Below are 24,592 nucleotides of genomic sequence, written 5' to 3' on the forward strand. Positions count from 1 at the left end.
CCTCCACCATGGCACCGCCACTACCGTGGCCACATAGTCTGTGGTTGATGTGGCCACCACTGGAAGAAATGACGTGCTGGTATAGCGGTGGTCAAGCGGTAGCCGCTAGAATGAGTAGTTGTGAATAAATCTGAGGTGATCGTCGAGGTGGAGCGCCCGAAAAAGCGACGTCATCGTCGGTATTCTCAGAAGAAATCCCAGCCGCGTCCGCAGCCCACTGAGGCCGAGTTAGCAGAACGCGAGCGCAAAAAAGCAGAGCGTGAACGCGAGCGCAATGAACTCATAGCTCGCACACCCTATATAGCGGTGAGCATTCAGACAACAGGGATACACCCTAAAACAGCTCATATCGTCTCTATCGATGCCTTAGTTCTAGATTCCTCTGGCCATATAGCCGAAGAATTCCATGCAGTAGTCAATCCCGGTGGCGATCCAGGTCCTCGCCATTTACATGGTCTAACCGCAGCGGATATTGCAGGGAATAGGCCCTTTTCCGGGGTTCTGAAGACACTCGATAAGCTCATCGATGGCCGCACCTTAATTGTGCACAATGCTCCCTATGTTTGGGGGTTCCTCTACGAAGAGGCTCGGCGCGCTATGGCTCATGCCGCTCGGCGCAACCGTAGCCGCACATCGAAGCGCGGGAAGCGCCGGCAGCGCGTGGGACATATCCCCCGCCCCATCGCTATCGCCGATACCCTTGCTGGGGCACGTCGGAAAGCACTCGTTATTCCTGATCCGCGGCTCCGCGCAGTAGCTCATATTGCAGGTATCGCGAGTTCACCCGCAGCTGCTAGCACCGAACGCGCCCATCTCAATGAGATGACCACGAGCCGTGAATTAACGCACTTAGTCGTCAAGCTTTACCACGCCGGCTATTTTATTCTCCGCGACCCTGCCCACTTGTGTGCGGACGAATTTGGATTGCAGCGCTCCACCATTCGCGTAGACGCCGCTGAGCAACCAGCTGAGATAGAGAACCCGGGTGTTTATACCCCCCATCGTGGGCTCCAAGCTGGAATGGAGTTCTCTGTTGCCCCAGAGACCACGATCGATCCCGATCTCATTATCGAGACTGGTTTGGGTCTAGGCATGAAATATTCCGAGAAGATTACCCGCACCGCCTCGTTCCTCGTGTGTAATCTTCGTGAAGGCTTCAATGGAAAATCGATGCACGCCACCCGCAAAGCTATCCCGCTCCTTGGTGATGAAGAATTTATGCACCTGGCGCACGACGTGCACCGAGCGCAAAACGGAGACTAGGATAAAGCACCATGAAACTACCTCAAGCGTGTGTGCAGGCGCAGACTCTGGTGGCTACGAAAATAGCAGGACTGGCTACCTATTTATCGCGGGCCACAGGGCGCGGCTCCGGGGGCATGATTGGTGGCCTTGTTGCAGAGAAAATCGACCCAGATATTATGCGCCACCTCTCCGGCGAGCGACCTGTGGCTATTATCACCGGCACCAACGGCAAATCCACCACCACGAGGATGTTGGCTACCGCTTTGCGCACCCGGTACCAGGTGGCAACTAATGACGGTGGCGATAATATGGACGCTGGTATTATCTCAGCGCTCCTCGCCGGCACAGCTGCGAGCCATTTAGTCCTCGAGGTGGATGAACTCCACGTGCCAAAAGTTGTTGACAGGCTCCAGCCCGAATGTTTGATCGTGCTTAATTTATCGCGAGATCAGCTTGACCGTGTTGGTGAGATCAATAAGGTCGAGCGAGCCTTACGCGAAAGCGTGGCAGCCCACCCTGAGATGACGGTGATAGCCAATTGCGATGATGTTCTGGTTTCTTCGATCGGCCTAGCAGCCCAGCGCGTGGTGTGGGTGTCGGCGGGTAGTAGCTGGCAGGGCGATTCTCTCTCCTGCCCCCGCACTGGTGGTCATATCGTCCACGAAGGTACACACTGGCACGCTGCCAAACCCCTTCCTGACGGCTCCACTTTTAGCCGCCACGAACCGGAGTGGTCGGTAGACCCGCACGCACTCATCTGCCCCGATGGCCATAAATCTTTGCACCTCAGCCTGCCTGGCATGGCTAACCGCGGAAATGCAGCCCAGGCCATCGCCGCCGCTACCACTATTTTTGATATACCCCTCAACGAGGCCATCGCTGCGGTGGAGACAGTCGACGATGTTGCTGGGCGCTACTCCACCATTGATATTGGAAGCCACAAAGTCCATCTTCTTCTCGCTAAGAATCCTGCTGGATGGCAGGAGGCGATGAATATGGTTGATCGCAGCGCCGCTGGGTTGGTGATAGCGGTCAATGGTCAGGTCGCCGATGGAGAAGATCTTTCCTGGCTCTGGGATGTGCGCTTCGAGGACTTTGGAGACGTGGTTGTGAAGGCCTCTGGTGAACGTGGCACCGATCTCGCGGTCCGGCTAACCTATGCCGAGATTGATCACGAGCTCATCCACGATATGCTGCACGCTGTGCAATCATGTCCCCCAGGCCGGGTTGAGGTCCTAGCTAATTACACTGCCTTCCGCGATCTGAAGAAAGCGTTACTCCATGTCTAAACTCAGCATCGGTCTCATTTTGCCTGACGTCCTGGGCACCTACGGCGATAACGGTAATGCCCTGATTGTGCAACAACGCGCCCGGATGCGCGGGATCGACGCCGAAATCGTCAGCATTCACTTGGGGGAGAAAATCCCCGAAAGCCTCGATATTTACTGCCTCGGAGGAGGTGAAGACACCGCCCAGATTCTTGCCGCCGAGCATATCAATAACGATCGCGGCCTCCACCGCGCAGTGGATTCTGGCGCCCAGGTACTCGCCGTGTGTGCCGGCTTCCAAGTTTTAGGTGAAAAATTTCGAGCCGCCGATAAAGAAATAATCGGAGCTGCGCTAATCGACGCCAGCACCACCGCCTTGCCCCAGCGCGCCATCGGCGAGATACGCTCCACGGCCACTATTCCTGGCGTTGATGAGCCACTGACTGGATTCGAAAACCATATGGGTAAGACTGTCCTCGGCCCCGACGCCCGCCCGCTCGCTACTATAAAGCGCGGTGTAGGAAATGATGGCACGGTTGAGGGAGCTATCCAAGGCTCTGTGATCGCTACCTATATGCACGGACCTGTGCTCGCTCGAAACCCACGCCTCGCGGATCTCTTACTGAGCAAAGCTGTGGGATTTGACCTCGAGCCTTTAGATATTCCTGTGGTTGAGCGTCTCCGTAAAGAACGACTCAGCGTTTAAGCTCTAGCCCAACCGTAGTCGGCCCGTCAGTGCCCTCGAGAGGGTGAGCTCGTCAACAAATTCAAGATCTCCCCCCAGCGGCATACCTGAGGCCAGTCGGGAGATAATAAGATCGGGAAAATCCTTCAGCAGTCTGAGCAGATACGCTGCGGTTGCTTCCCCTTCAGTATTGGGGTCGGTGGCTAGGATAACTTCGTGAATTGTTGGGGGTTGCGCTGATTCATCTTTGTCGGGCAAAACCCCACCGATGCGCTGTAGGAGCTCGGTGACGGTCAGGTCCTTAGGCCCAATACTATTGATGGGATCCAGCGAGCCCCCTAGGACATGGTAGCGGCCATTGAATTCACCGGTGCGCTCGAGCACCTGAATATCTTTTGGTTCCTCAACCACACAAATCAGACCGGTGTCGCGGCGCTCACTTGCGCAGATTCGACAGACTTCATCAGCGGAGATATTGCAGCAAATACGGCAAAAACTCACCCCGTCGCGTACCGCACCAAGGGCATTTTGGAGCCTCGTGATATCAGCGGGTTCGACGTGGAGAAGATAAAAGGCAATCCGTTGGGCACTCTTCGGGCCAATACCAGGCAGCCGCGAGAGCTCGTCGATGAGGTCTTGAACCGGTCCTTCAAACATAACTACGTCAGTCTAACGCACCCGCCCCTTGAGCAAGGAACGGGTGCGTTGATCTGGTGTCTTAGAAGAGGCCACCCATGCCATCAAGGCCCTGGTTAAGTGGGCCCATCTTCTCCTCAGCAATGGTGGCGAGCTTGGTATGCGCGTTATTAAAAGCACCGATGATCAGATCTTGCAGTGTATCAATATCGTCGGCATCGACGACCTCGGGATTGATCTCCAGAGCCTTGAGCTTGCCGGTGCCGTCGATGGTGGCCTTAACCAGGCCATTGCCAGCATCACCCTCAACGACCGAGGCGAGGATTTCCTCCTGCGCAGCCTGCAATTTGGATTGCATAGCCTGAGCGTGGGCGAGCAGTTGTGACATATCGGGTTGACCCATGATAACTAACCTTTCGTACGTTCTCTTATAGAAATTTTATCCTACCCGTTATACCGGTTTAGCGCCGAGTTCCTGGGCGAGAAGATCCATGGCATACGCCAATGCGCTGCGATGGTCATGGCTACCTGGTTCACTCGCCGCTTCATCCATAAGTGCCGATTCCTCGTCACCGGATTCGGCATCGATGTCCTCGGGAGCGTCTGCGAGCACGTCCGTGTCTGTGTCAGTGTCTGTATCCGCGTGCGCGTGAGTGTGCGAGTCTGGGGATACGCTCTCAGGCTGTAGTGGATCTACATTCTCACCCAGATAGTCCTCCGGTTCGCCACCGAGTGCGGCTGGTTCCCCCCACGGATCTTCTTCTGGTTCCGGGGGAAGGGGGATATCATCCTCCGCTGGTGGGTGGATATCCTCACTCGATGGACGGGTATCTTTTGCTGGTGGTTGAGTGTCCTCGTTCGGCAGCGGAGTGTCTTTAGCCGGTGGTTTAACCTCCTCAGCGGACTCTTCTGTAGGTGTCCACACCGGCGCAGCCTTGCGAGTTGGGTGGCTAAACCCTAGTTCTTTTGGGTCAATCGCCACCTCGCACTTGATTGTGAGCTCCAGTCCAGTCTGTTTTTTGACAGCCTGCTTGAGAGCAGTGGCGTGAACACCAGCATTGAGGCGATTAGCTAATGCTCCGGTGGTGTGTCCGAGGATGAGCTGACCATCTCGGACCCCCATAGGATAGGCCTCCGTGAGCAAGATTCCGAGCACCTGGCTATCTGCTGCGGCGAGGGAGCGAATTGTCTGCCACTGCGCAGAGATTTTTTCATACTGCGCCTCATAATCGGGCGATGGCGCTGGCTGTGCGGGTTCGGGTATGACTTCTGGCGGTGCGGCTGGGGCGGATTCGTGCGGAGTATGTGCGCCCTCGCGGGTCGCCGCTGGCGTAGAGTCTTCTGGTTTTAGCGCCGGATTCTTGGCCGCTATAGGGGCCGGATCTTTTTTCGCAACGGGCGCTGCTGGAGCACCAGCACGGCGTCGATACCGCGGAATATCATCGTTAATCTCCGCAGGTGGCTGCATATTGACTAACATCTTGGCGCACAGGATTTCCAGCAATAATCGCGGACTGGTGGCACCTTTGATGGAACTCAGACCGTCGTTGAAGATACCCGCTATCTGCGGCAGTATGCGCTTATCAAAGGCTTCAGCTTGATCAAGAAGGGTCTGACCGCGATCGGTAGGGGCATCGACCAGCCCTGATTCCACGGCTTGAGGCACAGCCTGGATAACGATCAGATCTCGCAGGCGATCAAGTAAGTCTTCGGCAAAGCGGCGCGGTGAGAGACCAGCTTCGATGATGGTATCGACGGTGCGAAATAGTTGGGCACTATCATGATTGGCTAAGGCTTCGATGGAGCTATCGATTAAGGCTTCATCGGTAGCGCCGAGCACCAAGCGTGCCTGTTCATAGGTCAGCCCCTCGGGGCCGGCGCCTGCGAAAAGTTGATCGAGAACCGAAAGAGTATCGCGCGGCGAACCGCCACCCTGTCGTATCACCAACGGGTAGACGGAGTCTTCCACCGTCATCCCCTCGGCCGCTACGGTGCGCTCTAAGAGAGTGCGCATCGCCTGGGGGCTTAAGAGGCGGAATGGATAGTGGTGGGTACGCGAACGGATTGTGGAAATGACCTTCTCCGGTTCGGTGGTGGCGAAGATAAAAATGAGGTGCTCGGGTGGTTCCTCCACGATCTTAAGCAGGGCATTCGATCCCTGCCTGGTAACCATATGCGCTTCGTCGATAATAAAAATACGGTACCGTGACTCCGCAGGAGCATACATGGCGCGATCTCTGAGCTCACGCATATCGTCGACGCTGTTATTACTAGCGGCATCCAGCTCGGTCACATCGAGAGTCCCGGACCCATTGGGGGCCAGTGCTACACATGAGGGGCATACTCCGCAGGGATGAGACGTTGGACCCTTTACACAGTTAAGACTGCGCGCCATAATGCGCGCCGAGGACGTCTTACCGCAGCCCCTTGGCCCCGAGAAGAGATAGGCGTGGTTAATGCGACCATTATCAAGCGCCCGTGATAACGGGATGGTTACTTGATCCTGGCCCAGTAATTCACCGAAAGAACCCGGACGGTATTTACGATATAAAGCCACAGCTTTAAGCCTACCGCACTACCTCGACCAGCTAAGAAGATTCACCCCAGCATGAAGCATGCGCTGCTGCAAGGCCGCAATACCCTCTTCTTTGGCTATCTTTAACTCCGCAGAGTTGATCAGGATTAGTTGCAGCATCAGGGTTGTAACCTCTCCGGTGTGCAGCATGGGAACCTTCTCACCCCATACCGAGGGGGAGATGAGAAGACCGTGCTGCACACTAAACTCCGGGCGATTGAGAATACCGGGCACGATGGTACCTGGGTGAGCGGGAATCGCGCCGCGAGAATCAAGAAGTAATTTCGCTGCCGCATCGACCACAGGCAACATATCGGTGGGCTGATGCACACTTATACTGAAAATCTCGCAGCGGATATCTCGGCCGTCAGCCTGCAAAAACTGATCATGCTCGTGGAGGTCGAGCGTGCTCACTATATGCTGCTCCCCCATGGATCCACTCGCGAGACTCAGGTGTGTAACATCGGAGGTTACATAACTGAGCGGAGTGGGAAAGAGCTGACTGATCCACGCTATCGATTCATCAAGATTAAACACGATCGAGCGCTGCTTGAGCCTTTTCCGCGGCGGCGAGCAATACACAGGTAGCCACGCCGTCCATGGCTACCTCGAGTTCGGCTACGGGTGGCAGTGAGGGGGCGAGACGTATATTGCGGTCATCCGGGTCGTGCTTGAGGGGGAAGGAAGAACCTGCCGCGGTGAGCGCTATGCCGGCTTCTTTGGCGAGCTCCACCACGCGCGCTGCGGTGCCGTCAATGACGTCGAGGGAAATAAAGTAGCCGCCTTGAGGGGTCGTCCAGGAAGCCACGTGGTAATCACCCAGACGCGAGGAGAGAATTTCGAGAACTTTCTCAAATTTCGGGCTGAGCGATGCTGCATGCTTGTGCATATGCTCGCGCACTCCATGGGCATCGTGGAAGAAATAGGTATGGGCCAGCTGGTTGATTTTATTGGGGCCGATTCCGCGCACATTGGCGATCTCGCCGTACCATTTCAGATTATCTTCAGACGAGGCAAAGAAGGAGACACCAGAACCCGCGTGGGTGATCTTCGAGGTTGAGCTTACATACCAGAAGCGGTTTGGGTTTCCTGCCTGCGCTGCCAAGGTTAGGACATCTGGATTCTCTGGGAATTGATCAGTGAGAGTGTGGACCGCATAAGCGTTATCCCACATGATTCTAAAGTCCTTAGCAGCGGTATCCATTGCCGCTAACTCGGCACAGACCTCTTTGCTAAAGCTAATGCCGGTGGGATTACCGAAAATCGGAACTGTCCACATGCCCTTGACGGCGGGATCTTTGACGAGTTCCTTGACAATATCCATATCTGGGCCGTGCTCCGTCATGGGAACTGGAATCATATCGAAGCCAAATTTCTCCGTGATGGTGAAGTGACGATCATAGCCAGGTACCGGGCACAGCCACTTGATAGTATCTTCCTCACACCACGGGCGGGGAGAATCCTGAGTACCGAAGGCATAGGCCCATGAGATGAGGTCAAATTCGATATTGAGACTCGAGGCGTCGCCGGCGATAATATTGCGTGGATCCACCCCGAGGACCTCGGCCCAGAGTGCGCGGATATCATCGATGCCATATAAGCCACCATAATTTCGGCAATCAGTGCCATCATTGGCGTGGTAGTTAGCACCGGGAAGTGAAAGCAGCTCGTTGGAAAAATCTAATTGTTCTTGAGATGGTTTTCCGCGGGTGAGGTCGAGGGCCAGGTGACGCCCTTTGAGTTTGTCGTACTCCGCTTGGAATTCTTTCAAGGAAGAGACGAGACGATCAGCATTGTCATTGATCAAGGGCATGTGCAGCACCTTCCACAGATTGGCATTTACTTCCAATTACGAACAGTAATGCCTCTGAAGAGGAAAATAAAGGGGACTCCGTACACCCGCCAGAGCCCACTGACCCTTGCTGCATTCCTGCCCTGGGGGAGTTCATGGGATAAACGCCATACGAAGTCCTAGAACTAACTCTAACCGACCCCTTGCCAATTGACCAACTGCATGGCGAGATCACGGCGTCTAGCATTGAGTTTGTTCCCTCGCTTGGGCATTGTGTAGAGTATTGCACGGTACATTGGTTTTCGTTTTCCAACGTTTTTCAGTGTTCTGGAGGATTCGACTAGCGGCCTATGTCACACGCCTGGAACGCGTGCGGGGCTAACGCCCCTCGTGGGTTCAAATCCCACATCCTCCGCCATTACCCCCTGATAGGAATATCAGGGGGTTTTCGCTTAGCCAAAGACCGCTACCCTCATGGTTAATCCAAATCCACTACTAAGCATCGAAGCATGAGTCATGCCCGAAGCTTCGCGCCCTAACCGTAATGATCTAGTACGCTGCCCAAGGGGCCAAAAAGAACTAGGGGCATATCCACACTCAGCCTCTAATGATGCCTCTTATGGTGTCATCGTGACTATCCCCTGCCACCAGTTGTATACACCTACTGTGAGTGCCCAGCCATAGCAAGCGAAGAGAATCCCTTGTGCTGGTTTAGCGTCGATACGCGAGGGCTTTGCCATCAACCGCAAGATACAGCCGCCCCTCCGCATCAAGGTACGCGCGCGGCCCCTGCTCCATATACCGGGCAATAAGCTGACCGTATGTAAAGGCAGGGCAACCCACGCGGGTAGAAAAAGCCCCTAGGGCAATCAGACGATCTTCCTGAAAATGAGCCCAGCGGGTCGAGGCATTGCAATCGTAGGGATAATCTATGAACTGAGTATCCCCTGGCAGATCAGCTGTCGGGAAGGGCTTAGCATCCTCTGAAAGATCCTTAAAATATTCGCCGAATTGTAAATAATACTCTGATGTATCTCCTGTGATATCTAAGTACCACGTGCCGCGGCGCACCTGATCTAATTGCTCAGGCGTCACTGGGTGAGCCGTATGAGGAAGATTCACCTCCCAGTTCGGCGCAACAGCATCGTTGGGGGTAAATCTCTCCGAACTTTTTAGCTCGCCTGAGCTGGAGAAACCGGCAAGTCCAATGATTATGGCAAGAATAATGCCGGCAAGGGCCTGGATAATAGCAACCATAGGGATTTCCTTCATAAGAGAGAAAAATTCGTGACACGGTGCGTCCTGGGAACAATCTAAGCAGTGCCAAGAACAGGGAAAAGTACCGTTATCATAGCTACCCTGCATATATTCCTTAACCGAAAAAGATATAGGGCTCGCGCGATAAGGTCTGAGGATCAAAGGCATTAAGCAATTCCTCAGGGGTACGGGCATCGACTCCGATCGAACGTGCGATGCGGGGAAAAACATCCTCCATCTCCCGGAAGGTCACTGCCCCGTCTCTCTTTGCAAGACGCTGTCTTTTGCTATTAAGGACCAGCGGGACGTGGACGAATTCCGGTACCTCAAACCCTAAAAGGTGCGCGAGGTAGGCTTGGCGGGGAGCGGAACTTAAGAGGTCATCGCCGCGCACGATTTGATCAACACCTTGATAGGCATCATCAACTACGACCGCCAAATTATAGGCCCAATCAGGACTCTGACCGCCGCGGCGCAGAATCATATCATCCACCGGTCCGCGAACAGTGCCCGCATAGTAATCTGTTATATCCCACTGGCTCACCTGCGCACGCAGGCGCAGTGCGGGAACGCGATTTGAGGTGGCTAATTCGGCCCGCTTCTTTTCACGCACCTCGGCGCTAAGATCGCGGCAGGTACCAGGGTAGTGGCCGGGGATAATGTGGGGAGCAGAAGAAGCCTCAGCGATATCCTTGCGCGAACAATAGCACTCATAATAGGGCAATTTCTCCAAAGCCTGAGAATAGGCGGAGAAGCGATCGTGCTGGTACAGGACGCTTCCATCGAAATCGAGGCCGAGGGCACAAAGATCCTCAATCTGGCGCAAAGCTGAATCCATGGATGATCGTTGGGTATCAATATCTTCAACACGAAGCAGAAACCGCCGCCCCGATTGCCGGGCGAACAACCATGCAAGAGTGGCAGTGCGCAGATTACCGAAGTGGAGGTCGCCACTGGGGCTAGGGGCATAGCGGCCGGCTGCAGAAGTGGGGGTGCTCATAGTCTTATCGTAGAATCTTTTCCATGTCACGTTATATCCCCACCCCATCAAGTGCTTATCCTGTGCTCTTGGCACTCTTTGTCACTATTTTCATCATTTCGAATATCACGTCGACCAAAGGCGTGATGATGGGTCCACTGGTGACGGACGGGGCCTTTTTCCTCTTTCCCGCGGCGTATATTATCGGCGATGTCTTGAGCGAGTGTTATGGGTTTAGAGCGGCGAGACGAGCGATCTGGACAGGTTTTGCGGCGATGCTACTGACGGTGGTGAGTTTTTATATCGCCATTGCATTGCCCGCCGCGGATTTCTACGTTGGCCAGGAGGCCTTCGCTACTACCTTAGGATTGGTGCCTCAGATCGTCGTAGCTTCGCTCGCCGGATATGCGGTGGGGCAATTATTGAATGCTTGGTTGTTGACCTGGATGAAAGATCGTCTTGGCGAGCACGGACTATGGAAGCGGTTATTAGGGTCAACGGTCCTGGGAGAATTCGGTGATACGTTAATTTTTTGCTTGATTGCAGCACCTGTTATTGGCATTAGCACCGTGGGGGATACGGCTAATTATGTTCTCGTGGGCTTCTTATGGAAAACCGGAGTGGAGATTCTTGTTATGCCAGTTACTTATCGAGTGATCGCCCTGGTCAAGCAGCGCGAGCTGATCAACGAATAAAAAATTCCCTCTCGTATTGAGAGGGAATTTTTCTATGCAGCGCGTTTTTCCTTCACGCTCATGAAATAATCCGCCATAAAATACATTGCGGTGCCGAAGGCGGCAATGAGTGCCAGCACTAAAAGAATCGAGTTATAGCTTAGATCCGTTGCCTGGAGGCGCGCAGTATAGGCGATGCCAAGCGGGATGCCAATATTAATAGTGAGGTTGTAGAAACCGATCGCAATACCCGACTTAGCGGCGGGGATATTGCTCAAGGCGGTCTTCACCAAGGGGGCATAGAGCAGGGCAAAACCAGAGGCAAAGAGCACGATGGAGAATACCATCACCCAAATAGAGACCTCAATAGCTAGGACTCCCAACAGCAAGGCCGCGATAATTGAGGCGAGCGCAATCAAAATGGTGATCCGGGAATTGAGCACCCGTCCGATCTTTCCCGATAACACGCCGACGATAATGGCGCAGACATAGCCTGGAATCATCAGCATGGCGCTTCTATCCTGGCTTAATCCGTAGAGATCACTGCCGGCGAAGGGCAAGAGGAAGATATAGCCTAATTGGGTGGAGTAGATAATAAAGACCAGTGCGATTGCCCAGACGTAGCGTTGGTTTTTGAAAAATTCCACCGTTACTAGCGGGGCCTTGCCCTTGACCACGTGGAAGGCGAAAAGCGCAATACCAGCAATGGCCATAACAAGCCAGATCGGGTTATAGGCTTGGAGGAACATCGTTAACGAGGCAGCGAAGACCGCGATGAGGATTAATCCGTAGAGATCGAGTGAACCATCTGTAGAGACTTCCTCAGGAACATTCTTTATCAGGAAGGGAACGGTGAGGATGAGTACCAGTGGTACCAAGAACATCGCGGTCCATGAGATATAGGTGGAGATGAAGCCTGAGGTCAAGGCGCCAATGAGTAAGCCTGACTGGAAGGCCGCAGTGGAGAAGCCGAGGTAGGTCTTCTGATCTTTCTCTTCTAAGTGCTTGGTTACGTAGATCACGTATAAGGTCTCTGCGGAGGCGAGACCAGCGGTTTGTACAATGCGGCCGAGTAGCACCATGGGCCAGATAGTGGAGAAGAAGAAAGCCATGAGCGAGCCGACGGTAGTAAGAATAACGCCGACGATCATGAGCTTGCGAATGGAGATAGAATCAGCGAGCGCAGCGTAGACAACGGCGCCGATACCAATAATCACACCCGCGAGGGAGGCTTGTAGGCTGGCAACATTGGGAGCGATGCCTAAGCCTTCAGCCATAGGGCCGGTCATGGTTTTGAATCCGTTGTCGACCACCAGGCAGAAAACGAAGGAGAAGAGCAATACGGGTACCGCGGCTTTGGGGTTAAGCGCTGGTGAGGCAGGAGCACTGCCGGTAGAGGTTTTCATAAACTACCCTTTGATAACGAGCCAATAGGACGGGTTGAACGCTTAGAGCTTAGCCAACGGCAAAGCTAATTCCATCATTTGAGTGAAGGCATTTTGACGCTCGTCAGCAGTGGCGCGGGCACCGGTAATGAGGTTGTCGGAGGTGGTGAAAATACCAAGGGCATCGACCCCGGCGCGCGCAGCGATGGCATAGAGGGCTGCAGATTCCATTTCGACACCCAGCACGCCCATTCGAGCCCAGCGGGCGTTGACAGTTTCGTCGTCGTTATAGAAGATATCGGAAGAAAGAATATTGCCCACATGTACAGGTACATTCTGCTCTGCTGCCTGATCGGTCACTGCCTTGAGGAGCTTCCAGGACGCGGTAGGAGCGTAGGTACCTGGGATATTGTACTGCGACATGAAATTGGAGTCGGTAGACGCAGATGCGCCAACGATGACATCGTAGAGATTGATATTTTCCTGCATCGCGCCGATGGAGCCTACCCGGATGACTTTTTTCGTGCCAAAGAAATTGATGAGTTCGTAGGCATAGATGCCAATTGACGGCATTCCCATGCCGGATCCCATGACCGAGACTGGGGTTCCTTGGTAGGTGCCAGTGAAGCCGAGCATATTGCGGACTTCATTGAATTGCACGACATCGTCGAGGTAGGTATCGGCAATGAATTTGGCGCGTAGTGGGTCGCCGGGCAAAAGAATGGTCTCGGCGATATCGACGCCTTTAGGATTGATATGTGGGGTGCTCTTCTCGGCCATGGTTCCTCCTTGGCTGTGTGGGGTTATATGAGGGTTGTCTGGGTTGATTGACCCTTTAGCAACCAGTTAAGCCACGGATCGAACATATGTCAATGCCCCAAAGCACAGATGCTATCTTTTGTGAGCAAGGGCATAGCCCTAAACCAATTTTTTGCGGAAATCGATCGGATGCCCAAAGGCCCAATCCTTATCGGTGGCCATTCGAGCTACCGACAAGCCGCCCGCGATAAAGAAGATAACCAATCCCGCATCCACGGCATTTGCAATGGCGCTGGAGATATCGTGACTCACTAATCCATACACCGCACGGTACATCATAGGACCTGGGATCATAATGACAGAGGCAGGCACCGTCATAGTAATACGCGGTATATCAAAGCGCCCCACTAATGCCGGCCCCATCAACCCAATAAGGAGCCCTCCAATAAAGGCACAGAGGAAAAGTGGATACCCTAGTTCTACGAGTGCCAAGCGCACTAAGTTCACCACCGTACCTAGGCTTGCTGCCAGCACAATCATCCGCCGTGATGAATTAAAGAGCACCGCGAAACCGGCGATACCAAAGAAGCTAGCAACGGTAGCGATCCCGAACCACTTTAATCCCGTCTCATAATAGATAGGGTGTGAGGGATTGAGGCTGATAGCGAGACCCGTCATGGTCACGGCGAAGGTGGCAGCGAGGCTGATCTGGATGGCATAAATCAATCGAGAGAAGCCAGCAGTGATATCAAAGCGCGCCAAGTCAAGCAGGGCTGCGAAGAGTGGGAACCCGGGAATCAGGTAGAGCACACTCGCTACATATCCAGCTGAAAGCTGATCGCGGCCGATAATTCCCTGGTGAAAAGCGAGTAACCCTAAGCCAAAGAACACCAAGCTCGATATCACGCCCGCAATGGCTGTGGTTCCAAGGTGATTAAAATGCCGGTGCGCTAGCAGCCCACGCACTATCTGACCAATGCCCGCGGCCACCGCCACGATCGCCGAGGTAAGCAGGAGAAAGTGGTTCAGCAAAGCGAAGCCAGCACAGGCTAGCCCTGCCGCGAGAGCTTTCTCCCACCAGCTCCACCGAGGCCCGGTAACCTGTTCGATCCAATCGAGGGTGGCCTGCAATTCCCCGAGCGTAATTGGGTGGTGCAGGCGGTTATGGGTAAAATCCTCAATCGCTTCGATGCGCGAGGAATTAATCGCGAGCACGGCGTTCGAGGATACCAGGGTGCGAAATTCGCTGCCTTTGTAGAAGGTGCACACAAGCGAGTCAATATTGACGACGACGGCGAGATCATCGAAGCCGATCGAGCGAGCGGCGCGTTTCATGGCGCGCACCACGCGATAACCGCCGGTGCCAGAGCAGAGGAGCATGGTGCCAAGGCGCATTATTTGATCCGCCTCGACACCCATTTCCAGTTGTCGCTTGAGATAATCCACGGTTGCTTATTGTAAACGATAATCAAATAGCGCGGGAAGGGCTGAGTTTTTCACTAACGCATTCTACAAGCCACAACCGCTTTTTTCTATTGTCATTATCACACTATGCTCTTCGCCACCATTGGGCGAATGTGCGCAGGTGATATCCATATATCCGAATATATGCATTTCCATTAGCGCTAGCATAATCTCTGGCACGCTTTTAGGAAAACAAAGAAAGAAGAACCCTCATGCGCGCGAAGACATTCGTCATCACCGGATTCGCCCTCATACTCACCGCTTGCTCCTCCCCCGATCAAGGAATGATCAGTGCCGAGAGCACCCCAGGCTGCCCCTATTCCACTCTCGATCTCGCCGAAACCGCACTCGGCGTCTGGCTGCCCCACAAGATCATCCGCACCTCGGATACAGACAATCAGGTTTTTGAATTTCGGGTGCGTGATAATCACTTCGACCCGTGCCAACCACTCAGTTGGGTAGTACTCGAGGGCAACCTCAACAATGAAAACCTGAGCCAACCGGGGTCACGCCGCGAGAGTATGCTGCTCTTTAGCCACGATAAACTTATTACCGATGCACCCTATTTCCTGGCGCAGAGCCTTTCCGATATTCACAGCGAAACTGGGCTCATCAGCGCAACCGTTGACGGCAGCACCATCAGGTACCGACTTTTAAACAACGGCGTTGATCTCGAAGGCGACCTACAATCCACTCCCCTCCACCTCGATTTCACTACGGCCCCACCAGCAGATATCACTCCTGCATCCTTGCGCGGTAATGCACACCATAAAGTGATCAGCGCCCAGGCGGATATGGCTAAGGTCCTTGGCATACCCATGGGCGATCACGAAATCTACTGTGATTTTGAGAACGCGGAGAACTTCATCTGTGAGGATCATAGCGGCTTCGACCCATGGCCAACCACCACCGGAGCTGGGAGGGGGAACTATATTAAGGGCTCTCTAAAATTCCCGCCAGAACTCGATGTGGACTGGTTCGCCCCGCGCCTAGGCAAGGCCGAAGAGAATCTTCCCCATAATGCGCTGATCACCCTCGGGGATATCAGCGTTGACACCAGGGGCGAAACGGTACGTATTGTCTCCCACGATAATCTGGTCACCCTTGGTGATGGCATCGCAGACCTCACCCCCGAGGTATCCAGCACAGTTGATACGTCGCGGTATCCTAAGAACCTGAAGCCGTGGACTTCTTAGCATAATAGCGGCCGAGGAATTCTTCCTTGAACTCGTTGTAATATCCACCGTCGATGGAGGCTCGAATATTGTCAACGAGTCGCACCATAAAAGTCACATTGTGCATGGTGCATAATGTTCCTCCGAGGAATTCCTTGGCCTTGAACAGGTGATGGATATAGGCGCGCGTATAATTTTCCGAAAGGTATCCGCCGAATTCCTCATCGACCGGCCTAAAATCGCGTTTATACGGTGCGGCTGTGAGATTAACGCGCCCATCAAGGGTGTACACACCTCCGCGTCGCCCCAACCTCGTGGGGGCTACACAGTCGAAGGTATCGGCTCCGGCCTCGATGGCAGTAAAAAGATCGTCTGGTTCGGAAATGCCCAGCAAATGGCGCGGTTTTTCGCGCGGTAATTCATCGCAGACCCAGCCGACAATGGTCCCTAAATTCTCCTTTTCCAATGCGCCACCAATACCGAACCCTCCAAAGCCGCGCTTTCCTTCCGCCTCGTGCGCAGCAGATAATTCAATGAGACCTCGTGTTGCCTTGCGCCGCAGGTCTTCGTACTGCGCACCCTGCACCACACCCCAAAGGGACTGCTTCGGTTTGTGCGCCCGCTCGCGCGTCAGTCGGTCATGTTCACTTAAGCAACGTTGCGCCCAGCGGTGGGTACGCTCTACAGATTGCTCCTGGTAAAGACGGGTGTCAACGAGAGTAGTCAGCTCATCGAAAGCGAACATAATATCGGCACCGAGCTGGTGTTGGATCTGCATTGATTTCTCTGGGGTGAAGCGGTGCCTCGACCCATCGATAACACTGCGGAAATCTACCCCATCTTCGTCCACATTCGCATAGCGGTCTTTCTTCTTGGCCCGGATATCTCCCTCAGTGAGCTGGGCAGTATCCATGGCGAGAACCTTCTTGAAACCAACTCCCAAGCTCATCACTTGGAATCCACCAGAATCTGTATAGGTTGGCCCGTTCCAATTCTCGAAGGCAGCTACTCCCCCAGCCTCGTCGACAATATCAGGACCTGGTTGGAGGTAAAGGTGATAAGCATTCGACAAAACCGCTTGGGCACCAGTTTCGCGCACTTGTTCTGGGGTGAGAGTCTTCACCGTGGCCTTTGTTCCCACTGGGATAAAAGCAGGGGTAGCAATATCGCCATGCGGGGTATGAATGACCCCGGTACGACCATGACGTCCCGGGGCAGGTTCTAGTTCAGTGCCAACAGTAAAGCTCAAATCCATGGTCGACAGTTTACTGCATGGCACCCTTAAAGATCGACGCGCGCCGCCTTCTTGGTGTCCTGTCCTGATTCTAGAGACGTGCCTTCAACATCAAGATGCGGAAGGATCTTATCCAACCATGCCGGCATCCACCAGGTTGCGCGTCCGCAGATGAACATAGCGGCGGGAACAAATGCCATGCGAATTAAGAAAGCGTCGAAAAGTACGCCGGCACCGAGTCCGAAACCGAAGATCTTGATAAAGGGCAGCGGTTGTCCGATAAAAGCGGCAAAGACGGCGATCATAATCAGCGCTGCAGCCGTGACCACGCGTGCACTGTGGGTGAAGCCAAAAATGACCGAGGCATCATTGCGGTTATAGGGCGAATCTTCGCCCTCTGCACTGTGGGAATAATGTTCCCGCATCGCCGAGACAATGAATACTTGATAATCCATCGCCAGCCCAAAACAGACGCCAATGAGGAAGATGGGCATAAAAGCGATAATGGGTGCAGGCGTCCCAACCAGACCCCATAGGCCCTCTTGCCAGAAGAGAACAGTGACACCGAAGGCGGCACCTACTGATAGCAAGAATCCAAGACCAGCGATCAGTGGCACCACCACCGAGCGGAAGATTATGAGTAAAAGTACGATGGCAAGACCCACTACGATCAAGAGATATAACGGCATCGCATCAGCTAGGCGGTTAACCACATCCTGCTGCACGGGCACAAGTCCGGTGATTCCTGTAGTGATACCTGTGCTCTTTGTTATCTCAGATTCTTGGTCACGTAGCGCATTGATGAGCTCGTTAGTTGCGGGGTCAATATTCGATCGCGCTGAGGTGAGTAGCATCTGAGCCGCTTTACCATCATCGGATACTTCGACGATCTGGATATGCTTGACATCTTGATTAACCGAGAATTTTTGGATGACATGGAGGTAGGAGGCAAAGGCTGCCGCAGCGCTGCGGTCAAAAGGACCCGTGCTGGGATTGTGGTCAGCTTCTTGGGCTGCCACCACGGGCGCGAGAACAGCGGCTTCGGGATCGACCTGATGGGCATCAGCGACCACGAGGAATTGAGCATCAGCACCCGGACCAAAACCTTCGTAGAGTAATTCGGCTTGTTTGCGTTGCGTCGTCTCATACGGCGATTGGCCATCAGAGGGCAGGGAGAGATGCAAATTGAGCCCTGGAGCAGTGAGCGCGCCGAGTAAGAAGATCACCACGGCGATGACCACTCCGGGGAAGCGATGCACGAGAGTAACCCAGCGTTGCCCCATGGTGACCGCTGGTTTGCGGCGGTTCTCAATCCACGGAATCCGGCCCTTAAAGGCTCGATCGCCAAGCACACCGAGCACTGCAGGCAGCATGGTTAGTGATACCGTCACTGCAATAAGAACAGTTAAAGCTGCGGCTAGACCCATATAGGTGAGGAAGAGAATATTCGCCACTGCCAGTGCAACAAGGGCAACAATCACAGTCAGGCCTGCAAAGACTACCGCGGACCCAGCGGTGCCCACCGCCATCCCGACTGCTTCTTCGGGAGGATAGCGCTTGAGTTCCTCTCGATAGCGAAAGAGGATAAACAGGGCGTAGTCGACACCCACAGCGAGACCTAACATGACGGCGAGAACGGGAGTGATGTTATTCAGGGGCACCCACGCCGTTGCGAGGGTGACCGCGAGTGAGCCCAACGCGACCGACATCACCGCGATCAACAGGGGCATACCGGCTGCGACAAGGGAACCGAAGGTGAAGATGAGAATGATGGCCGCTACGGCTAGTCCGATGATCTCCGAGGTTTCCTCGATCACGATCGGGTCGCCGTAGCCCGGGCCACCCGCCTCGACTTCTAGGCCCGCGGCGCGACCCAAATCCATAGCCACCGCCACCGTTTCCCGCTGATCGTCGCTGACATCGGCGGGCAGGGGAACATCAAAGGAAAATGTCGTATAACCAATGGTGTCATCGGCACTGAGCAGTGCAAGATTCTGGGCGTCTAGGCGCGCATTCTCCTCGGGAAAGCCCTGTTCCGTGGCCGCCTCGATCACGTATTTCTGCAGTTGAGGGCTTAAGGTGACGGGATTACCAAAGCGCTGCGTATCCGTGAGGCCTTCAAGGTTCTTCTCGATATATTCCACGACCTCATCAACGGCAGCGGAATTTTGAGGATCAGTTAACTTTTCCCCCGGTGGAGCCTTGAACGCAATGGTGACGCCGGTGGAATCGAGGGGAGATTTTTGATCTGGGAAATTGCGCGCGAGCAGGTCGGTTGCTTTTTCAGCCTGGGTTCCTTCGATGGCGAAGACGTCATTATAACCCTTCTCGAAGGCAAAGGCTGATCCACCGAGTGCTCCTAGGATCAGCAACCACGCAACAATAACGAACCAGCGCGCTCGAAACGACCAGACGCCTATTCTGTACAGCAATCGTGCCACGAATGCTCCCTTTCTCCCCTGCGTATATTCCTTCTCCCATATGCTACTACTTCACCCTGGATGGCAGAGCTTCTCTTTTGCTTCTCTTCTGCTTCTGGTCTGCGTTTAGAGTAAGTATGGGTACCAGACCTGCGGGTTAGGGGTTCTAAAACGAAAAGGATCAGCTGTCGATTAAACAGCTGACCCTCTCATTATTGGCGGTGGCGGCGGGATTTGAACCCGCGGTTGGGGGTTACCCAACACTCGCTTTCGAGGCGAGCACCTTCGGCCACTCGGACACGCCACCGTTTGCAAAGTTTAGGGGATGGGGAACGCGGGGGCAAATTATATAAAAACGCCCTCCCACATAATCTGTGGGAGGGCGAAATAAGCTTTGCGAGAATTTACTTCTCGTCGTCCTTCTTGAAGGAACCAATTACCTTATCGGCTACTTCTTTAACCTTGTCGCCGGCATTGTGCACGGCATCCTTAACATCAGCAACGACCTGGTCGGCCTTGCCCTCATCCTTGAGGCTCTCGTTATCAGTAAGGTCACCAGCGGCTTCCTTAGCCTTGCCTTTAAGGTCGTCAACGGTATTGTCGAAATCAGACATTATTGCTCCTTTAGTTCCAGTACCGCTACCACACCGGTCATTGACGAGGGGAGCCGATACTGATTTTTATCCTAGAGCAGCTGGGTACAGCTGCACGCCCCATTATAATCCTAAATTCCTAAAAGAGCTACGTCTTTTATAAGAAGATCCACAGGATGAGCTACCGCTAGCCTGCAGAATCAACGTAATGAACGAAAAAACTGGCGCAAGAGAGATGCGCACTCATCGCCAAGCACCCCACCCGAAACCTGCGGGCTGTGGACAGCTAGCGGTGCCCGAGGGATATCAATCCACGAGCCACACGCTCCGGTCTTGGGCTCAAAGGCCCCAAAAATTATATGATCGATCCGAGCAGAAACCGCCGCGCCCGCGCACATGGCACAAGGCTCAAGCGTGACTACTAGGGTACATCCCGTTAAGCGCCACCCGTCATCGTGGTGCTGCGCTGCTTGAGCTAATGCCATCATTTCGGCATGACCGAAGGGGTCCTGATCAGTTTCCCGACGATTATGCCCCATACCAATAACATCCCCGGCCGCATTGATCACCACCGCCCCCACGGGGATCTCTACACCTGGGCACCTCGTGGCCTCAGCAAGAGCACGGCGCATATAGGTCTCTGCACCCTGCTGGTGCTCGGGGCGCGGTAATACTGGTGGATCAACACTGCTCGTTGCAGGGCGAGAGGTCTGAGGGCGCGGATCCATCAGGCGCTCTATTCGCTGATATCCATACCGACGGCGCGACTGAATTCCTCCTCGCAGCCTAATTCTTCACACAAGCTCTGCAGCTGTTCAGAGGCCCACCACTCGGATTCATCGCACAGGATAGAAAGTACCTGCTCGCTGATGCCAAGATCGGCTAGAATATCGAAATCGCCGTCAGGCCAGCCTTCGGTGTCGGCAAAGTCCTCCTCGGGAATATCGGGTATATCAATATCCATCTCTTCGAGGAGCGAAGCGGCGAAGTCATCGACAGCTGCCATGGAGGCGTCGGAAAGAAAGAGTCGGACGCGGCTCGGCGTTGGACGGACGATGACAAAGTACTCATCATCGACACATAAGAGGGCAAAGGCCGCAGACTCCGCGCGCAAGCCGCGCACAGCCTTAATGGCGGTTTCGATATTGGTAGAGTCCTCAGAAAACCGTCGAACCTGCCAGTTCGATTCGGATCGGGTGACAGTTACGGCAAAATTACGCTCCATACCGAACAACCTTAGTCCTTGTGTGCCACACTTAGCATGTGAGTATTAACCAAATTTCCCGTCCCGTCTGCATTCTTGGCCTCGGTCTGATCGGAGGCTCACTCATGCGCGCCCTCCACGAGCACGGGGTCGACGTCTTCGGCCACAACCGTTCACCGTCTGCAACCCGCAAGGCCCGCGCGGAAGGCTTTGATGTGACCACGGATCTCACCGAGGCTCTAAGTCGCGCGGCGGAGAGTAATGCTCTTATCGTCCTCGCTACTCCGATGCCCGCTGTCGCCTCGCTACTCGACGCTTTGAATGAATATGCTCCGCACTGCGGATTCACCGATGTCGTCAGCGTCAAAGGCGAAGTATATGCCCTCGTGAAAAGCCGGAATATGCAAGACCGCTACGTGGGAGGGCACCCCATGGCAGGCACGGCCGAATCAGGGTGGGACGCTTCCTTCCCAGAGCTCTTTCGCCGCGCCGTGTGGGTAGTTACCTTTGATCACCTCGTCGATTCAACAGAGGTTAGCCGTACCTGGAAACGTCTCTGGATTGATGTGGTGCATATGGCCACTCTCGTGGGGGCGGAGGTGGTACCCGCTCGGGTCCATGCCCATGACCTGGCCGTTGCACGGGTGAGCCATCTACCTCATATTCTCGCTGAGGCCCTCGCGATCGTGGGAGATAATGGTGGGGCACTCGCCCTCTCTCTTGCGGCTGGTTCCTTTCGCGATGCCACCCGTGTTGCCGGCACATCACCATCCTTGGTTCGTTCGATGTGCGAGACCAACCATCTTGCCCTCGGTGAGGCACTCGATGAATGTTTAAGAATTCTCCGTGATGCTCGTGCCCATCTGAGCCCACCACAGGCTGAAATTCAAGATTTAGTCGATAGTGGTTACCGCTCTCGCGTGCGCTTTGAAGCGCGCTCAGGTCTTAATGCCTCTCAGTCTGTCAGCCCCGCCAAGATCTCCAATCGCCCCGTTTTCCGGTTGCACCACGACGGCACCGATTGGGCCAATCAGCTTATTCAGGCCGAAAATCTTGGTGCCCGCATCGAAGTGCTCTAATAACAGGCAGACAGGAGCATATAAAGGCATCTCCAGCTAGCTTCTACCGCGAGGCCCGAGAACAAAAAGAAAACCCACTTCAGACTTGGTGTGAAGTGGGTTTTCTTTTTATGGTGCGCCCGGAGGGATTCGAACCCCCAACCTTCTGATCCGTAGTCAGATGCTCTATCCGTTGAGCTACGGGCGCAAAATTGCGCTGCGGTGCAACGAAGTAAAACACTACACCGCAGCTAAAGACTTTCGCAAATGGCCTAATAGACGGCCATTTCATGAGATCCCTACAGCACAATGAGGCCAAAGGCAGGAACTGCAAGGAAATAAGTTACAAGGGTAACGAGTACAACTCCGATTACATTCAACCAGATACCACCCTTGATCATATCGCCAATTTTGACGTATCCAGAACCATAGGCGATAGCATTAGGTGGGGTAGCCACTGGCAGCATGAATGCGCAGGTTGCGGAGAGCGCAACTGGAATCGTGAGCAGCAGAATATTCTGATCTCCCGAAGCCGTAAGCCCAATACCTATGGCTACCCCGGCCATGATTGGCAGGAAGGTAGCCGCGGTGGCAGTATTTGACGTAAATTCTGTGAGCAATAAGACCACTGCAGCAATGGCGAAGATCAGCAGAATAACGGGAAGCACTCCGAAGCCTTTAGCTAATTCACCAATCCACAAAGAAAGCCCCGACGTGGCGAACATTTTCGACAACGCTAGGCCACCACCGAAAAGAAGAAGCACATCCCAGGGGAGCTCATTAGCTGTTTTCCAATCCATCAAACGAACGCCGGTCTTGGGATTAGCAGGGATAATAAACATCAGCATCGCGGCACTGAGCCCGATAGCAGCATCGGCTACCTTAATATCGGATCCGGTCCAAGAAATTGCCAAGGGGAGAAAAACCCACGCGAGGGCCGCTCCAATAAAGATCACTGCGGTGGCACCTTCACCGAAGCGGATGGGTCCCATGAGAGCAAGTTCCCGGCGGATCATCTCCCGTCCCCCCGGAATATGATCGACTTCAGGTTTAAATACCGTGATTAAAACCGCCCAGGCGATCACCATAAATACCAACGCTAATGGAATGCCAACCAGCATCCACTGCCCGAATCCGATTTTAACGTTGTGGTTATCCGCCATATAAGCCACGAGCAGCGCGTTTGGTGGGGTACCAATGATGGTTCCCAAGGAACCGATGGAAGCAGCATAAGCAATGGCGAGCATTAAACCGGTGGCAAATTTCTTTTGATGAGCCATTCCCCCGACGGTATCTGCAGTGAGCTGTAATACCGATATGCCAATGGGTAGCATGACCACAGCAGTAGCGGTATTAGAAACCCACATAGACAAGAATCCGGTGGCTAACATAAAGCCAGCGATGAGCTGCTTGGGTTTGGTACCCACTAGGAGCACAACATTTAAGGCAAGTCGACGGTGTAAATTCCACCGCTGCATCCCGAGAGCAAGGATGAAGCCACCCATAAAGAGGAAGATTGTGGGAGAGGCATAGGGGGCGGAAATATCTCCAAACCCGATAACCTGAGCCATCGGGAAAGCGACAAGTGGAACGAGCGCTGTTGCGGCCAAGGGGATCGCCTCTGTCATCCACCACGCTCCCATGAGCACCGCCACCGCGGCGGTGATACGGAGCGTATTATAATCAAATTCCTGATCGGGTTTGAGCTCGCGCACTAGCTCCACTGAGGATTGCGGGAAGATTAGATAAATAATGATCGCGGCGACGAGACCACCGATGAGGCCGATCGCTTCGCGGCGCCACTCTTTGGGGTCAAGAGCTTGTGAATCTTCAGCGAGGGCGTGCGCTGATGACTCGTGAATAATAGGAATACTCATGGAATATCAACCTCCTTCGTCAGCGGTCTTTGGATTGCCAAGACCGACTAAGTGAGTCTCGCAGCCTCCAATCCTCGGCCGAACGTCGCATGATATCAGTCAGCGGTTACGAAACCAGTAGTAGCTCATTAGATTACCCTTAATGACTTTGGTTGCACCTAAGAAAAACGTTATTTTCCCGGCCACAGACACCCTAAAAGGGTCAAACTTGCAGGATATACCATTTTCCAAATCCGTATATTTCTCCGCAAAAACTGATGCATAAGCCCCTAGATAGGGGTGGAAACGTGTTCTCATGTTCCTCTTCAGGCG

General features: G+C 54.0%; 22 protein-coding genes, 3 tRNA genes and 1 other RNA gene. 7 read left to right on the top strand and 19 right to left on the bottom strand.

All coding sequences use genetic code 11. The features are described 5' to 3' along the window. Nucleotides 1-282: 282 nt before the first annotated feature. The 3 genes from NXT00_RS06900 to NXT00_RS06910 are packed head-to-tail and all read left to right on the top strand — an operon-like array spanning nucleotide 283 to nucleotide 3,219. Nucleotides 283-1,263, top strand: a complete 981-nt coding sequence (locus tag NXT00_RS06900) for an exonuclease domain-containing protein (protein ID WP_396124766.1) — start codon at nucleotides 283-285, stop codon at nucleotides 1,261-1,263. Nucleotides 1,264-1,274: 11 nt separating this feature from the next. Further along, the gene (locus NXT00_RS06905) at nucleotides 1,275-2,534 is read left to right on the top strand and encodes a MurT ligase domain-containing protein (protein WP_259158528.1); all 1,260 of its coding nucleotides are present in this window, start codon (nucleotides 1,275-1,277) and stop codon (nucleotides 2,532-2,534) included. Further along, on the top strand, nucleotides 2,527-3,219 hold the full coding sequence (locus tag NXT00_RS06910; protein ID WP_259079087.1) for a type 1 glutamine amidotransferase: 693 nt from the start codon (nucleotides 2,527-2,529) through the stop codon (nucleotides 3,217-3,219). The genes NXT00_RS06905 and NXT00_RS06910 overlap by 8 nt, the downstream gene beginning before the upstream one ends. Nucleotides 3,220-3,222: 3 nt before the next feature. Here the strand turns inward: NXT00_RS06910 and recR are convergent, their stop codons facing one another. The 6 genes from recR to ffs all read right to left on the bottom strand — a co-directional run bounded on the left by recR (nucleotide 3,223) and on the right by ffs (nucleotide 8,385). Further along, complete coding sequence (gene recR, locus NXT00_RS06915) at nucleotides 3,223-3,855, bottom strand: recombination mediator RecR (protein ID WP_259079095.1); 633 nt, start codon at nucleotides 3,853-3,855, stop codon at nucleotides 3,223-3,225. A 61-nt stretch (nucleotides 3,856-3,916) separates the two neighbouring features. Beyond that, nucleotides 3,917-4,237: a YbaB/EbfC family nucleoid-associated protein gene (locus tag NXT00_RS06920; RefSeq protein WP_259079102.1), complete on the bottom strand. Its 321-nt coding sequence runs from the start codon at nucleotides 4,235-4,237 to the stop codon at nucleotides 3,917-3,919. Between the two features lie 48 nt (nucleotides 4,238-4,285). Further along, nucleotides 4,286-6,391, bottom strand: a complete 2,106-nt coding sequence (locus NXT00_RS06925; RefSeq protein WP_259158529.1) for a DNA polymerase III subunit gamma and tau — start codon at nucleotides 6,389-6,391, stop codon at nucleotides 4,286-4,288. Nucleotides 6,392-6,409: 18 nt separating this feature from the next. Continuing rightward, nucleotides 6,410-6,946: a suppressor of fused domain protein gene (locus NXT00_RS06930; RefSeq protein WP_259079114.1), complete on the bottom strand. Its 537-nt coding sequence runs from the start codon at nucleotides 6,944-6,946 to the stop codon at nucleotides 6,410-6,412. Beyond that, entirely contained in the window at nucleotides 6,939-8,222 is a 1,284-nt protein-coding gene (locus NXT00_RS06935) for an aminotransferase (protein WP_259079116.1), read from the bottom strand. Before NXT00_RS06935 ends, NXT00_RS06930 begins: the two co-directional genes overlap by 8 nt. Before the next feature lie 66 nt (nucleotides 8,223-8,288). Continuing rightward, nucleotides 8,289-8,385, bottom strand: an RNA gene (gene ffs / locus NXT00_RS06940) — signal recognition particle sRNA small type. A 145-nt stretch (nucleotides 8,386-8,530) separates the two neighbouring features. Between ffs and NXT00_RS06945 the strand changes: the two genes are divergently transcribed. Then, nucleotides 8,531-8,619: transfer RNA gene (locus tag NXT00_RS06945), tRNA-Ser, on the top strand. Between the two features lie 293 nt (nucleotides 8,620-8,912). On the opposite strand, the gene NXT00_RS06950 is transcribed toward NXT00_RS06945, so the two are convergent. Both NXT00_RS06950 and gluQRS read right to left on the bottom strand, forming a co-directional pair. Further along, nucleotides 8,913-9,458 carry a hypothetical protein gene (locus NXT00_RS06950; RefSeq protein ID WP_259079118.1) on the bottom strand — a complete coding sequence of 182 codons (546 nt, stop codon included), beginning with the start codon at nucleotides 9,456-9,458 and terminating at the stop codon, nucleotides 8,913-8,915. Nucleotides 9,459-9,573: 115 nt separating this feature from the next. Continuing rightward, a complete protein-coding gene (gene gluQRS, locus NXT00_RS06955; RefSeq protein ID WP_259158530.1) occupies nucleotides 9,574-10,458 on the bottom strand; it encodes a tRNA glutamyl-Q(34) synthetase GluQRS in 885 nt (294 codons plus the stop codon). Between the two features lie 23 nt (nucleotides 10,459-10,481). Between gluQRS and NXT00_RS06960 the strand changes: the two genes are divergently transcribed. Beyond that, nucleotides 10,482-11,132, top strand: a complete 651-nt coding sequence (locus NXT00_RS06960) for a queuosine precursor transporter (RefSeq protein ID WP_259158531.1) — start codon at nucleotides 10,482-10,484, stop codon at nucleotides 11,130-11,132. A 32-nt stretch (nucleotides 11,133-11,164) separates the two neighbouring features. On the opposite strand, the gene NXT00_RS06965 is transcribed toward NXT00_RS06960, so the two are convergent. From NXT00_RS06965 to NXT00_RS06975, 3 genes are all read right to left on the bottom strand, one after another. Next, the gene (locus NXT00_RS06965; protein WP_259079135.1) at nucleotides 11,165-12,517 is read right to left on the bottom strand and encodes an MFS transporter; all 1,353 of its coding nucleotides are present in this window, start codon (nucleotides 12,515-12,517) and stop codon (nucleotides 11,165-11,167) included. A gap of 42 nt (nucleotides 12,518-12,559) precedes the next feature. Further along, complete coding sequence (gene deoD, locus NXT00_RS06970) at nucleotides 12,560-13,276, bottom strand: purine-nucleoside phosphorylase (protein WP_259079136.1); 717 nt, start codon at nucleotides 13,274-13,276, stop codon at nucleotides 12,560-12,562. Between the two features lie 138 nt (nucleotides 13,277-13,414). Beyond that, entirely contained in the window at nucleotides 13,415-14,701 is a 1,287-nt protein-coding gene (locus tag NXT00_RS06975; RefSeq protein WP_259079138.1) for a threonine/serine exporter ThrE family protein, read from the bottom strand. Between the two features lie 230 nt (nucleotides 14,702-14,931). On the opposite strand from NXT00_RS06975, the gene NXT00_RS06980 reads away from it, so the two are divergent. After that, complete coding sequence (locus NXT00_RS06980) at nucleotides 14,932-15,915, top strand: hypothetical protein (RefSeq protein WP_259158532.1); 984 nt, start codon at nucleotides 14,932-14,934, stop codon at nucleotides 15,913-15,915. Here the strand turns inward: NXT00_RS06980 and tgt are convergent. From tgt to NXT00_RS07010, 6 genes are all read right to left on the bottom strand, one after another. Beyond that, the gene (gene tgt, locus NXT00_RS06985) at nucleotides 15,887-17,149 is read right to left on the bottom strand and encodes a tRNA guanosine(34) transglycosylase Tgt (RefSeq protein WP_259158533.1); all 1,263 of its coding nucleotides are present in this window, start codon (nucleotides 17,147-17,149) and stop codon (nucleotides 15,887-15,889) included. The genes NXT00_RS06980 and tgt overlap by 29 nt on opposite strands. Nucleotides 17,150-17,175: 26 nt before the next feature. Next, the gene (locus tag NXT00_RS06990) at nucleotides 17,176-19,569 is read right to left on the bottom strand and encodes an MMPL family transporter (protein ID WP_259158534.1); all 2,394 of its coding nucleotides are present in this window, start codon (nucleotides 19,567-19,569) and stop codon (nucleotides 17,176-17,178) included. 195 nt (nucleotides 19,570-19,764) lie between these two features. Continuing rightward, nucleotides 19,765-19,855 (bottom strand) — tRNA-Ser (locus tag NXT00_RS06995). A 97-nt stretch (nucleotides 19,856-19,952) separates the two neighbouring features. Continuing rightward, complete coding sequence (locus tag NXT00_RS07000) at nucleotides 19,953-20,162, bottom strand: CsbD family protein (RefSeq protein ID WP_259079146.1); 210 nt, start codon at nucleotides 20,160-20,162, stop codon at nucleotides 19,953-19,955. Between the two features lie 179 nt (nucleotides 20,163-20,341). Then, a complete protein-coding gene (locus NXT00_RS07005) occupies nucleotides 20,342-20,773 on the bottom strand; it encodes a nucleoside deaminase (protein WP_259079638.1) in 432 nt (143 codons plus the stop codon). A 104-nt stretch (nucleotides 20,774-20,877) separates the two neighbouring features. Beyond that, nucleotides 20,878-21,366, bottom strand: coding sequence for a tRNA adenosine deaminase-associated protein (locus NXT00_RS07010; protein ID WP_259079147.1), 489 nt, complete (start codon nucleotides 21,364-21,366; stop codon nucleotides 20,878-20,880). A gap of 38 nt (nucleotides 21,367-21,404) precedes the next feature. On the opposite strand from NXT00_RS07010, the gene NXT00_RS07015 reads away from it, so the two are divergent. Beyond that, on the top strand, nucleotides 21,405-22,424 hold the full coding sequence (locus tag NXT00_RS07015) for a prephenate dehydrogenase (RefSeq protein ID WP_259158535.1): 1,020 nt from the start codon (nucleotides 21,405-21,407) through the stop codon (nucleotides 22,422-22,424). Between the two features lie 111 nt (nucleotides 22,425-22,535). Here NXT00_RS07015 and NXT00_RS07020 read toward each other — a convergent pair. Together NXT00_RS07020 and NXT00_RS07025 are read right to left on the bottom strand one after the other, a co-directional pair. Continuing rightward, nucleotides 22,536-22,611 (bottom strand) — tRNA-Arg (locus NXT00_RS07020). A 91-nt stretch (nucleotides 22,612-22,702) separates the two neighbouring features. Next, nucleotides 22,703-24,280 carry a DASS family sodium-coupled anion symporter gene (locus NXT00_RS07025; RefSeq protein WP_259158536.1) on the bottom strand — a complete coding sequence of 526 codons (1,578 nt, stop codon included), beginning with the start codon at nucleotides 24,278-24,280 and terminating at the stop codon, nucleotides 22,703-22,705. Between the last annotated feature and the right edge of the window lie 312 nt (nucleotides 24,281-24,592).

It is taken from the genome of Corynebacterium sp. ES2715-CONJ3 (assembly GCF_024814365.1).
GTDB lineage: Bacteria > Actinomycetota > Actinomycetes > Mycobacteriales > Mycobacteriaceae > Corynebacterium.